General features: G+C 46.8%; 11 protein-coding genes. All 11 read right to left on the reverse strand.

The features are described from left to right. Positions 1 to 836: 836 nt before the first annotated feature. A complete protein-coding gene (locus BBI11_RS13315; protein WP_068464353.1) occupies positions 837 to 2,027 on the reverse strand; it encodes a glycine C-acetyltransferase in 1,191 nt (396 codons plus the stop codon). A 94-nt stretch (positions 2,028 to 2,121) separates the two neighbouring features. Then, positions 2,122 to 3,564, reverse strand: coding sequence for a YhgE/Pip family protein (locus tag BBI11_RS13320; RefSeq protein WP_068464364.1), 1,443 nt, complete (start codon positions 3,562 to 3,564; stop codon positions 2,122 to 2,124). Further along, positions 3,561 to 4,019 (reverse strand): MarR family winged helix-turn-helix transcriptional regulator, encoded by a 459-nt coding sequence (locus tag BBI11_RS13325; RefSeq protein WP_068464366.1) that lies wholly within the window; start codon positions 4,017 to 4,019, stop codon positions 3,561 to 3,563. Before BBI11_RS13325 ends, BBI11_RS13320 begins: the two co-directional genes overlap by 4 nt. A 152-nt stretch (positions 4,020 to 4,171) precedes the next feature. Beyond that, positions 4,172 to 6,283, reverse strand: coding sequence for an immune inhibitor A domain-containing protein (locus BBI11_RS13330; RefSeq protein WP_068464371.1), 2,112 nt, complete (start codon positions 6,281 to 6,283; stop codon positions 4,172 to 4,174). Between the two features lie 243 nt (positions 6,284 to 6,526). Continuing rightward, positions 6,527 to 7,660 carry a bifunctional cystathionine gamma-lyase/homocysteine desulfhydrase gene (locus BBI11_RS13335; protein ID WP_068464374.1) on the reverse strand — a complete coding sequence of 378 codons (1,134 nt, stop codon included), beginning with the start codon at positions 7,658 to 7,660 and terminating at the stop codon, positions 6,527 to 6,529. After that, on the reverse strand, positions 7,657 to 8,592 hold the full coding sequence (locus BBI11_RS13340; RefSeq protein ID WP_068464383.1) for a PLP-dependent cysteine synthase family protein: 936 nt from the start codon (positions 8,590 to 8,592) through the stop codon (positions 7,657 to 7,659). Before BBI11_RS13340 ends, BBI11_RS13335 begins: the two co-directional genes overlap by 4 nt. Positions 8,593 to 8,603: 11 nt before the next feature. Then, the gene (locus tag BBI11_RS13345) at positions 8,604 to 9,077 is read right to left on the reverse strand and encodes an S-ribosylhomocysteine lyase (RefSeq protein WP_068464385.1); all 474 of its coding nucleotides are present in this window, start codon (positions 9,075 to 9,077) and stop codon (positions 8,604 to 8,606) included. 13 nt (positions 9,078 to 9,090) lie between these two features. Beyond that, a complete protein-coding gene (locus BBI11_RS13350) occupies positions 9,091 to 9,726 on the reverse strand; it encodes a class I SAM-dependent methyltransferase (RefSeq protein WP_068464386.1) in 636 nt (211 codons plus the stop codon). Between the two features lie 150 nt (positions 9,727 to 9,876). Next, entirely contained in the window at positions 9,877 to 10,521 is a 645-nt protein-coding gene (locus BBI11_RS13355) for a YczE/YyaS/YitT family protein (protein WP_068464388.1), read from the reverse strand. A 53-nt stretch (positions 10,522 to 10,574) separates the two neighbouring features. Further along, positions 10,575 to 11,063, reverse strand: a complete 489-nt coding sequence (gene ybaK, locus BBI11_RS13360) for a Cys-tRNA(Pro) deacylase (protein ID WP_068464390.1) — start codon at positions 11,061 to 11,063, stop codon at positions 10,575 to 10,577. Between the two features lie 15 nt (positions 11,064 to 11,078). After that, positions 11,079 to 13,238, reverse strand: coding sequence for a DNA topoisomerase III (locus BBI11_RS13365; RefSeq protein ID WP_068464393.1), 2,160 nt, complete (start codon positions 13,236 to 13,238; stop codon positions 11,079 to 11,081). Positions 13,239 to 13,290: the final 52 nt, after the last annotated feature.

Genomic DNA, 13,290 nt, shown 5'->3' on the forward strand with positions numbered 1-13,290 from the left:
ATAAATATCGCCGTTGATCGACTTCATCCGCTGATGGAAACGCTTAGTTAGACTTGATAGTGAGATGAATCGCCTCTTAATCAGTTCATCGTGAAGCAGCCGCCTCCCGCTTTGGGCTGGCCTTCCGCAATAAGCCAAGAAGAGCACTTGTCTTATGGCTTCGGCTCGCCCTTGTGCGCGGTTCGGCTGTTAGATTTCATTGGATTTCTTAAGTGATGAAGCATCTCTTTTTCACATGTTCATCCGCTGGTGGATGATACTTATTTAGACTTGTGAGTGAGAAGAATGGTTTGTCGATCTTTTCATCACGACGCAGTCGCCTCCCGCTTTGGGCTGGCCTCCCGCAATAAGCCAAGAAGAGCACTTGTCTTATTGCTCCGGCTCGCCCTTGTGCGCGGTTCGGCTGTTAGATTTCATTGGATATTAGGTGCTAGAAAGTATCGCTGTTGATTGACTTCATCCACAGATGGAGATGCTAAGCTGGACTTGATATTTGTGAGATGTTTTACCTGCTGTATGATTTGAAAGTTTGAAACCAACCAATGCTTCTCACTTTTTTATCAGTGCAAGAAGAATTATATTTCATCTCTAAAACTAAAGATGAAGCGGAAAGGGGCGAATGGATGGCGAGGGGAAGCCGAGTCCATTCATTTGCGACGCATCTGCTTGCAGATGTGGGAGCAACGCTTTTCATGCGATGCTCGAATACAGTGAGAGTTGAGTACTAACGTTTAGCCCTCCGGAAAGCGTCCCCTTGAAGCGAAATCTATTCCACTTTTTTTACTATTCACGCTCAAAAAAACCCGCACAACTCCATGAGCTGTGCGGGTTTGGTCTTATTTGATGACGTTTAGTTCTTTGCCGACTTTTGCGTAGATCTCGATCGCTTCGTCGAGCATTTCTTTTGTATGTGCCGCTGTTGGCATATTGCGGACACGGCCTGTGCCGCGTGGGACTGTCGGGAAGACGATGGATTTCGCGTAGACGCCTTCTTCAAACAAACGTTTCGAGAATTGCTGTGTCAACTTTTCGTCGCCGATGATGCATGGCGTAATTGGCGTAGCAGAATCGCCGATATCAAAGCCAAGCTCTTTCAAGCCTTTTTTCAAATAATCGCCGTTGTCCCATAGCTTGTCGTGCAGTTCTGTTGAATCGATGATCTTCTGAACCGCAGCTGTTGTCGCTGCCACGTCTCCTGGTGTTACCGCTGTCGAGAACAAGAACGGACGGGAGCGCACGCGCAACCAGTCGATCAATTGCTTCTTACCAGCTACGTAACCGCCGACAACGCCGACTGCTTTCGAAAGTGTGCCCATCTGCATATCGACTTCTTTTTCCAAGCCGAAATGTTTCACGGTGCCTTTCCCTTTGCCTGTGACGCCTGAACCGTGCGCGTCGTCCACGTAAGTGATCAGGTCGAATTCTTTTGCGATTTCCACGATTTCCGGAAGTTTCGCGATGTCACCATCCATAGAGAAGACGCCGTCTGTGATAACCATGACTTTATTGTATTGGCCGGATTCAGTCGCTTCTTTCGCTTTCTGGCGAAGATCTTCCATATCCGAGTGTTTGAACGCGATGATTTTCGCTTTTGACAAGCGGCAGCCGTCGATGATCGAAGCGTGGTTCAATTGATCAGACAAGATCGCATCATTTTTGTCCATGACTGCAGAAATCGCCGCCATATTGCAATTGAAGCCAGACTGGAATGAAATTGCAGCTTCTGTTCCTTTGAACTCAGCCAATTTTTCTTCCAATTGTACGTGAAGGTCGAGCGTTCCGTTGATGGTACGAACTGCACCTGCCCCGACTCCGTATTTTTCGATTGCTTCGATCGCTACTTTTTTCAAGCCTTCGTCTGTCGCAAGTCCCAAATAGTTATTCGAGGACAAGTTAATCAAGTCCTTGCCGCCGATTTTAATAACCGCTCCGTTCGGGCCTTCTACCGGATCGATTTCATTATATAAGCCTTGGTCTTTCAATTCCGTTAAGTTTTCTTCCAAAAACGCATCTAATTTTTTCGACACAGTCCTCTTCCTTTCAAAAACAAATTCTGACTCCATCTTATCACACCGCCATTTTTTCCAAAAGAAAAAGCGGGCCTTAGACGCCCACTCTTCTTTACGCAGCTTCAGTTACTGTTCTTTGTTCTTTCTGGAACCGGAAATAATAGACGCCTCCGAGTAGTAATATCATGACTAATAATACAACTACCAAAATCCACAGCGCCTGGTCGAACGGGACGTTTCCTTCAAAACCAAAAATGGATTCCCTCAACGCTTTGATTGCATAGGTCATTGGAGAATACGGGTGGACGGCTTGGAAAAAGCCATTCGTCAATTGGATGGGAAACGTTCCTTCGCTGGCACCGAGCTGCAAGACCAATAGTAAAATTCCTAGGAAGTTTCCAACTTTATCGAAAGCGGCGACCAAAAAGGACAAGATGAAGATCCACGTGTTGGAGATCACAAAGAGAATCAGCAGGAAAGAGCCTATGTTTTCGACAGGTATTTCCAACACCTTCAAAATAAAAACAGCTAATAAAGCCGCCTGAAATGTTCCTTGCGCCAAAATGACCGACAGCTTACTGCCCCACCATCTCAGCAGCGTGGTCGACTCCCGGTCACGCGTCCGGAAAGGATAAATCGTGGAAAAAGCGATCGCCCCGACAAACAAACTGAGCGCAATAATATAAGGCGCAAAGCTCTGTCCATAGTTTTCGACTTCCGTAACTGTTTCTTTATTGACTTTGACAGGCTCGCTGATCAGCTTGGCATTTGCGGTTTCAAAAGCATAAGCGGAAACTTCTTCTGAAGCGGCAGACAGCTCCTCGCTCAAATTCGTCGAGCCGTTGCCCAATTCGTCGATGCCTTCGCTTATCTGCTTATTGCCTTCTATCAGTTTAGCGAGTTCTGTCGCAAGCGGTGAAGGTGCCTGGCCGGCAAGGGCCTTCATTCCTTCTCCAATTTGTCCCGTGGAGGCTGCTAATTGGTCCGACCCATCCGCCAACTCATTAGCGCCCGACGAAGCTTCTTGATACCCATCGTTCATCTCGTTTACTGTTTCGAATACTTTTTCGGTATACAACTCCCGAACTTCAGATGCCACCGCCGTCTCTACAGCCAAAATGCTTTGGTCGGCAATCGACTTCCCGGAATAGCTATAGCCTGGATTGGTTTCGACATCCAAAGTCATTTCCATCGGCTCCTCGCTTAATAGAGAGGACGCGTTAGCAGAAAAGTCTTGCGGCAAAGTGATCGAAGCATAATAATCCCCTTTCACTACGCCTGCGTGTGCTTCATCGCTTCCGACGAAATGCCATTCAAAATCGTCGTTGTCTTTTAGCTCTTCCACGATTTCCTCACCGATTTGTATGCTCTCCCCATCGAGTTCGGCTGTTTGGTCTTCATTGACGACGGCAATCGGAAGATCTTCTGTTTTTCCATATGGATCCCACATCGATGTCAAAAACGAAGCGCTGTAAATCACCGGCAAAAACATGACCGCGATTAGCGAGATAATGAGCATTTTTTTCGAGAAAATTGTTTTCAATTCATGAATCATTTATTGTCGCCGTCCTTTTCCATTTTCAAGCAATGAACGATTTCATCCAATTGGCTCGTGAATTTTATGATTTCGTCACCCGTAAAGCGTTCAGCCAGCAAATCGTTTAGATTTTCAAAAATGACTGTCTCACTTACCACCAATAGTTCAGTTCCTTTTTGAGTAATTGAAATGGCTTTTTTGCGCAAATCCTGATTCGTTAATATGGCAATTAAGCCATCTTGTTCCAACTTTTTAATACGATTAGAAATCGCTGTCTTAAAGACTCCTTGAATATCCGCTATTTCACTTTGGGAAATGGACGGATTTTTTTTGATGATCCGCAAAGTCTGCAATTGTTGCGGAGAATAGGCTTTCAATTCTTCATGATTGGCAAATACATCCGCTACATAGGCATTCACTTCCAAAATCGCTTCGCTGAATTTCGAGTAGGCTGTGAATAATTCTTGAGACATTAGTATACCCCTGTACTTAATTTCTTTTTATATAGTACACCCGCTGTACTATATATTCAAGTGATTCCCCTCTTTTTTTGTACAGTAGCCGCATTCCTTAAAAGTCCAAAAAAAAAGAGCGGGCAACTGCCCGCTCTTACCTATCACTTCACTTACTTTTTGCTATTTCCGTTTTTCTTGCCTTTGCTTTTATCTTCTTTGTACAGCACTTCATACGTAAATTCTTTCGCTTGTTTTTGGTCTGGCGCTGCTGCATAAGAAGTGATCATTTTCAGGTTGCCTTCACGCAGCACTTGCTGCAAGTCGAGCGCTTGTTTTTCCGTTACATTGTACGGATCGACATTGAATACACGCTGCTTGCCGTTTTTCTTCGTTTGGATAAATGTTGTCGTGAAGTCGACATACTCACCTTTCAATTGGCCAAGTGACTGGAACGGCTCTGTAGAAGTTCCATCTGCCGAGAAATCACCCAATTGGATATTTTTGATGAACCAACCGGCTTCATTCGAGCCCCAGTCCGTCATGTTGCGGAACGATACCAATACATCTTGCCCTGCATATTCAGATAAATCGAATGTTTCCGTAGACCAATTCGTTTTCTCGCCTGTGAACCCTGGAACATTCTCCTTGATCGTTGGGTAGCCTTCTTCCACTACGTCTGAGCGTGTGTTATCGTTCTCGAGTGATTTCCACGTTTCGCCGTTATCCGTAGACACTTGGACGGCTGCGAAATCCCATTGCTCTTCGATATGATAATAATGCTCAAAGCTCAAAGTCGGGTTGGCAGTAGGAACTGTTGCCCCAAAGATCAAGGCTTGGTCTGCTTCGTCGCCGTTGTTCGCATGAAGCACTTGTTCAGAAGCGTCAAGTGGATTAGCCGCTGTGTCCCATTGCAATGGCAGGAAGTCCACACCGTCGAACTTCATGCCGCGCACTGTGCGGTCCAAGTTGAATTCCTTAAAGTCTCCGCCCCATGCCGGAACGCCTTCTTTTTCGAAAGTTTTTGCTTTCTCGAAATCAACGGTCTTGCCACGTACGCCATCACCGACTGGCAGTTCACGCAAATCGATGCTATCGAATTTGTAATCCTTGCTGACCGTGTCGTCATCGAGCGTCAACGCTGTCATGAAATCCTGATATAGTTCAGTGAATGTTTTATTTGTGCCGTAGTCTTCGAGGACTTTGTCGACACTCGCCATGCCTTGAGTCGTGCCATCTGTCGCAAGTTCACGAATAAATTCCTGGCCGAATTTATCGTACATATACAGTGTGAACAAATACACTTGGCCATAGTCTGCAATCGTTTCTGGACCAGTGGCCGCTGTTCCGTGCTCATCCCAGTTGACGAGTGAGTTTTCCGGGTGGTCCAAATAGAAGTTGATTGATCCTTCACCATGACCATAGCCACCGAGGAATTCAGAGAATGTCGACATGCCTTCATTGAGCCACGTTTCTTCTGCACCGTCATTATCGGCTTGGATCAAATGCTGAAGCTCATGGATTGTTGTACCGAAGAATGTGCTCTCTAAGCGCGTTTCCCATGAATTCGTATCAATCGTAACAATATTACGGTCTGTATAGTTTTCGAGAGTCTGCCAGAAGAAGCCGGCTACGAAAAACGGATAGGATGGATTGTCCCAGCCCTCGTCTTGGACGTTATCAACAAGCATGATCACTTTATCGGATCCTTCATAATATCCTTCCGGAAGGCCAACCATGCCAGGAAGCGGCGACTTTGAGCCGTCCAGCGAATCAGGGGTGCCAAAGAATTCGGTTGCTTTCGGATAGATATTGCCGTCAAACTCATCTCTTAATTTATCTACTTGCGCTTGCGTAACGATATCTGCAGGTTTCGGGTTGTTTGGTCCATATGCTAAATCATTGGCGACCCAGATTTCCACGTTATCGCCGACGCTGCGAAGTGTAAAATCCTTAAATGACAAATTACGATTCAAGAACTTTTTCGTGCCGCCATCATAGGTGAAATGTTCGCTTGCCTTAGCTCCTTTACCATTGTCTACTGTTTCATCATTCAATGCTCCAGCTTGGTCTTTGATGCGCTGCTCTGCTTCTTTTTGGAACGACTCATCATTCGTTAACCGGTTTAGTTCTTGGTCGATATCGATGCGTTCGCCATAGCGATCCTCATCCCAAGCCCCAAGCGATGGCAACTCCTCGACTGGTGCAGCACTCGCTGCTGGGGAATAAAGGGAAAGCGCCAATGCGCTCGCTGATAATATAGGGAACCACTTGCTTTTTTTCATGAATATGTATCTCCTTCCAGAAATATCAGAATATTTTTTCTTTCTAAAGATTACCACTTCTTTCGTGCTGGCTGAATAGGGTAAATTATGTATTTCGTCAACCGAAATACAGGTGTTTTGTCTTGCTAGAAACGTATATTAAGTAGGTAAATTACATCAATATTCTGATTTAACAGTCTTTTCATTTTAATAAAAACTATAGAACTCCATTAAAAAAAGCGGACAAATGTCCGCTTTTTTCTATTATCCTAATGCTTGTTGTAAATCTTCCATCAAATCTTCTACATCTTCAATGCCAACTGAAATGCGCACCAAGCCATCTGTAATACCAAGCTCTGCACGACGTTCTGCCGGAATCGAGGCATGCGTCATCTGTGCAGGAACCGAGATCAAACTTTCCACTGCCCCTAAGCTTTCAGCTAAAGTGAAATACTTCAGCTTGGCAAGCAATTCGTCCGCTTTTTCCTTACTGCCGACATCAAATGAAATCATTCCGCCGAAGCCGCGTGCCTGTTTTTCCATCAGGGCTTTGCCCGTATGGCTGTCGAGCCCAGGGTAAATGACTGCTTTAACTGCCTCATGCCCGTCCAGGAATTCAGCGATTTGCTGGGCATTGGTATTGGTTTCTTCCATACGGATACCAAGCGTTTTCAGACCGCGCATCAATAACCAAGAATCTTGCGGTCCAAGGATCGCGCCCACTGAATTTTGAACGAAATGCAACTCCTCAGCTAACTGCGCCGTGTTCACGACAACAAGGCCTGCTACAACGTCGCTATGGCCGCCGATGTATTTCGTTGCGCTATGCAAGACGATATCCGCACCAAGAGCAATCGGGTTTTGGAAATAAGGCGTCATGAACGTGTTATCGACAATCGTCAACAGCCCATTCCCTTTCGCAAAAGTCGCCACTGTTTCAATGTCTGTTACTTTCAAGAGTGGGTTGGTCGGTGTTTCGATAAAGATCGCTTTTGTGTTTTCCTGTACCGCCGCTTTTACTTGTTCCAAATCACCCGTGTCGACAAAGGTAAATTCGAGACCGAAGCGGTTCAGTACTTTATTGATGACGCGGTAAGTTCCGCCGTATACATCGTCTGTCAAAATGACGTGGTCGCCTGCTGAAAACAGCATCATGACAGACGAAATAGCCGCCATTCCAGAACCGAAGGCAAATCCGGCATGTCCGTATTCCACATCGGCAATCAATTCTTCGAGCGCGTGGCGCGTCGGATTGCCGGTCCGTGAATATTCATAGCCCTTGAACTTGCCTACCGCTTCTTGCTTGTACGTACTCACTTGGTATATCGGTGTCGAGACAGCGCCGGTCGCCTCGTCTCCGAAAATACCGCCGTGAATTAATCTAGTCTTTGGTTTCATTGTTGTTCCTCCTCTAAAAAAGCTCCGTAAATATCCTGGCTCAAATAGCGTTCACTTGAATCGGCGAACACGGTAACGATATGACTGCCCGGCTTCGCTGTTTGCGCTTCACGCAATGCGGCCACAAATGCGGCACCAGAAGAACTACCGACGAGTAGACCCTCGTTCTGCGCAAGCTGACGCACAGCATCGAACGCTTCTCGATCTGTGATGGTGTGGATGGCATCAAAATACTGCGTATCCATAAATGGAGGAAGCAATTCCATGCCGATGCCTTCCGTTTTGTGCGGTCCGGATTCTCCGCCGTTTAAAATAGATCCTTCCGGTTCCACGATAACGGTCTTGATCGCCTGATTTTGCGCTTTTAGAAACTGCGATGTTCCCATGAACGTGCCCCCGGATCCTGCTCCAGCAACAAAGACATCGATAGCCCCGTCCAGTTGGTCCCATAGTTCTGGCCCAAGCGTCTGGATATACGTTTCCGGGTTTGCAGCATTGGAAAATTGCGCAGGCATGAACGCACCTTCTTGCCGAGCGATTTCCTCCGCTTTTTGAATTGCGCCTTTGATGCCATCAGCAGTTGGCGTATTAATCACTTCGGCACCTAAAGCACGCATAAGTGTTTGTTTTTCCATACTGAATTTTTGAGGAACGACCAGTTTCAATTGATAGCCTTTTCCAATAGCGGCAATCGCTAGCCCAATGCCCGTGTTGCCGGCAGTGGGCTCAACAATCGTTCCGCCTGGCTTAAGCTCGCCGCGTTTTTCTGCATCAGCGATCAATGCCACCCCGAGGCGGTCTTTGACACTGCCGCCGGGATTGAAAAACTCTAGCTTAGCAAATATACGGCAATTATTCGGAATCGTACTATGCGTCAATTCCAGGACCGGCGTGCGGCCGATCAATTGCTGAATCTCTGTTGCGTAATCCATGCTGAGTCTCCTTATGCCGTTTCTTCTTTGAAGATTTGGTTCCACTCATCTTTTTTGGACAGCATTTCTTTGGCAATTTCGTGTGCGCCTTCTAAGCTATGGCTCGCTGCCCACCCGCATTGAACTTCGTTGCAAGCTGGCACTTCGTCCGCTGCAATGACGTCTTTCAAAGTGGCTTCTAAAATTCTTAAAATATCATCATAGCTATCGTGGTTGATCATTGAGATATAAAATCCAGTTTGGCAACCCATTGGCCCGATGTCGATAATTTGATCTGAATGGTTGCGGCTATGCTCGGCCATCATGTGCTCAAGCGAGTGAAGGCCTGGCATGTCCATATGTTCTTTGTTTGGCTGTTTGAAACGAATATCGTATTTCTTAATAACGTCTCCGTTGGCGCCCGTCTTTTCTCCGGCTAGACGGACGTAAGGTGCGGCTACTTTTGTATGGTCTAGGTTAAAGCTTTCTACGTTCATTTTTTTCATGATAATCTCCCTTTCATCGTTTAGTTGCGTCCATTAAGAACACATAGTCGTTTAGGCGTGTGAAGGTTACATCAAAACCATTTTGCTGAAACAAGCTTTCTAGCACAGGCACTGTCGTATAGTGTTCACGCTTCAAGTCTTCCACAAGATTTTTGTGGCCCTCGCCTTCTTCGTAAACAATGCGTCCTTGTTTTGCTTCTTCCGATTCGAAAACCGTATCCGCGAAAACGACTTTCCCGCCGCTTGGCAAGAGCGACGCGTAAAGCTTGATTGCCTGCTCTTTCTCTTTATCTGTTAAGTGGTGGAAAGCATAGCTGCTGACAAAACTGCCAACTGCTTCTGGGAGGTCGAATTCCAAGAAGTCCCCATCTAGCAGCGTCATTTCCGGGAATTTGCTCTCGGTAGCTTGGCGCATCGCAGCATTAGGTTCAATGCCGGTCACGTGAAACCCTCTACTTAAGAGAGCAGCTGTAAGATTGCCTGTCCCTGTTCCGAATTCAACTACAGGGCTTACCGCTTTCTTCGCGACTGCCTCCAGAATATCCTTGTAGTTTTCAAAAACTGCTGCATATTCCGGATCTTCTCCACCGACTGAGGCATCATAGGTATGCACCCACTCATCAAAGATCTCGACAAATTCTCTTCCCATAATTACACTCCCACTCTCTCAAATGTTATTATACACAAAACCAATAGTTTTACTTGGTTTTATTTATAACATATGCAGTTGCCTAGTTCAAGTTAAGGCGGCTGGCTGTTTCCATAAAAAAAGACCCGGCATGCGCCGGATCCCAGGTTCTCATACTTTTAAAATAGGCGGCAATTCCGCTTGATGCTTCAAAATAAGCCGTTTTAATAAGGATTCGCTTTGGACGAGCGATACTTGGACCACTCGGCCGACCAATAAGGCAATAACGATTGTTCCAATGCCGACCGGTCCCCCGAGCATCCAGCCGATTAACGCCACCGCCACTTCAATAGAGGTCCGAATCGTGCTGACGCTAAACCCTGTTTGCTGAACCAAAATCAGCATCAAATCATCCCGTGGGCCAGCCCCCATTTTCGGCGCCACATATACGCCCACGCCATAGCCCATGACGATAATGCCAGCTGTGAAAATTAGTATTTGGCCGGCCAGGGAATGAATATCCGGAATGAGGTAATTGAATAAATCAATAAACAATCCGATTAACAGCATATTTAGCCAGGTTCCGAACTGTGGCCATTTTCGCCTGACAAGTGAAGTGGTGCTGATCAGTATAAATCCAGCAATGATTGACCACGAGCCGATCGTCAGGCCGAAATTTTCGTATAAGCCGACATGCAGAACATCCCAAGGCCCAATTCCTAGACGGTCGCCTTTGATGGTCATTGAAATGCCCAGTCCAAGCAGCATCATGCCGAACAGGAAAAACAGCCAACGATAATACATAGAAACTTTCATTCTCTTTCCTTCTTTCTTATGAACCTTGAACGCTCTCAAAGTAGCAGTGACTCTTATGACTTTGCTGTCAATTCCGCGAGCTCCCCTTTTGTTGCCTTCAGTAAATCTTCGGGTGCCATTTTCAACTGCGCACCGATTTTCCCAGCAGAAACGATTATTTCATTCAATTCCGAGGCTTGATTGGCGACGAATGTCCGAAGCGGCTTTTTCATGCCGAACGGAGAGCAGCCGCCGCGCACGTATCCCGTCAGCGGCAAAATTTCTTTGACCGGAACCATGTCGACTTTCTTTTCTCCACAGGCTTTCGCGGCCAGCTTTAAATCCAACTCTTCTGCAACCGGAACGAGAAAGACGTAATGATTTTTAGAAGAGCCTGCAGCGACGAGTGTCTTATACACCGCTTCAACAGGCGCACCGATTTTCGACGCTACCGATACACCGTCGATTTTCCCGTCATCGGTACTGTACTGGAGCGACTCATAATCGATTTTTTCGCGATCTAAAATTCGTGCGGCATTGGTCTTTGCTGCTTTTTTCGCCACCTTGCCCCCTCCTATTCAGTCGTTTTGCTCGAGCATTTTCTTCAAAGCATCCGCCATTGCTGTATTTTGTGGCGGCTCATCTTGTTTTTTCAAGTACTTATTGACGTCTTTCTTATTCGCCTTTGATTGTCCTGCTTTTTTGCGTTTTTCAAATGCCGATAGTTTTTCACGGTGTCCGCATTTGCAAACGAACATTTTATTATCTCCATCACCGACCATGTCCATGCGTTTGTGGCAGTTTGGACAGCGGGCATTGGTCTGCATTGAGACGTTTTTCTTGAACCCGCATTCACGGTCCTGGCACACGTGCATCTTGCCGCGTTTGCCGTTTACTTCAAGCAAAGGCTTGCCGCAGTCCGGGCACATTTTGCCGGTGATGTTATCGTGCTTGAATTTCTTGTCGCTTGATTTGATCTCCGCTACTGATTTTTTCGAAAACGCGACCATTTCTTTCATGAATTGCTCTTTCTTCAATTGGCCTTTGGCGATTTTCGTCAATTGAGTTTCCCAATCAGCCGTCAATTTTGGCGATTTCAAATCTTCTGGAACAAGTTCCAAAAGCTGGCGGCCTTTCGATGTAATCGTCAGGTCCTTGCCTTTTTTCTCGATCAGGAAGCTATTGAACAATTTATCGATAATGTCCGCACGCGTGGCAACGGTACCAAGACCGCCAGTTTCCCCAAGTGTCTGGATGAGCGCTTTCGATTCGCCCGCCATGAACTGAGCTGGATTTTCCATTGCTCCGAGCAAGGTTCCTTCATTGAAAAACGCCGGTGGCTTTGTTTTGCCTTCTGTCAGCGTGATGCCTTTCAATTCCACAGACTGTCCTTGCTCGAAGGGTGCGAGTGTCGACTCGCCTTCCTCACCGGCGTCTTTGTAGACACGCTTCCAGCCTTCGTTGCGAATCGTATTGCCTTTCGCCTGGAAGGTTTCGCCGGAAACGTCGAGCGTGACGGTCGTCCGGTCGTACTCATGCTGTGGCAGGAAGACAGCGAGGAAGCGGCGAACGATCATATCGTATAGTTTGTATTCTTTGTCGCTGAGTTCGTGAAGCATCGGTGTTTCTTCTGTCGGGATGATGGCGTGGTGATCCGACACTTTCGCATCGTCGATGACGCCTTTTTGCGGAACGCCTGCACTTTTCAAAGCAGAGTTCGCAAGCGAACGGTACTCGCCGACCTGCACCGCTTTGATGTGCTCTTTCAAGGTTCCTTTCATATCACTCGTCAAATGCTTCGAGTCTGTACGTGGGTACGTGACGATTTTGTAGCGCTCGTACAGGTTCTGCAACGTGTTGAGCGTTTCTTTCGCAGACCAGCTGTAACGCTTGTACGCTTCTTTTTGCAATTCCGTCAAATCAAATAATGGCGGCGCCGGTTGTTTTTTCGGCGCAATCTTCACGTCCGTTACCTTGCCTTGATGTGCCGCGTCGAGCTTGGCGAATAACTGGTCGATTTTATCTTTATCGAAGCTCTGAGTTGTTTGGCCGTCTGTCCAGGTAAATGACGCCTTGTCGCTGATTGCCTGAAGGCCGTAATAAGGCTTCGGCTGGAAGTTGCGGATGTCTTGTTCGCGCTGTGCAATCATTGCTAAAGTAGGTGTCTGTACGCGTCCCGTCGATAATTGGGCATTGTGCTTCACTGTCAAGGCACGCGTCGCGTTAATCCCGACAACCCAGTCAGCTTCTGCGCGGGCGACCGCCGCCTGGAATAAGCTTTCGTACGCTTTGCCGTCTTTCAAGTTTTGGAAGCCATCTTTGATCGCCTTATCAGTAACTGAGGAGATCCATAGACGTTTGACTGGCTTGTTGACTTTGGCTTGTTCTAAAATCCAGCGAGCCACCAGTTCCCCTTCGCGCCCTGCATCGGTCGCGATGATGACGTCTTTTACATCTCCGCGATTCAGCTGCGCTTTGACCGCATTGTATTGCTTCATGGTCTGTTTGATCGGCACCAATTTGAATGGCTCCGGAAGAATTGGCAAGCTTTCCATCTTCCATTCTTTTAAATCGTTATTGTATTGTTCCGGCTGTGCATGCGTCACCAAATGGCCAAGTGCCCAAGTGACGATATATTGTTTGCCTTCTAAAAAGCCGTTCCCTTTTTGAGAGCATCCGAGCACTCGCGCAATGTCGCGCGCAACGGATGGCTTTTCTGCAAGAACTACTGATTTCATAAGTTAAAACCCCTTTTCTACAGCGTCTAGTATAGCATCTTCTCTCCCTTCT

Source organism: Planococcus maritimus (assembly GCF_001687625.2).
Lineage (GTDB): Bacteria > Bacillota > Bacilli > Bacillales_A > Planococcaceae > Planococcus > Planococcus maritimus.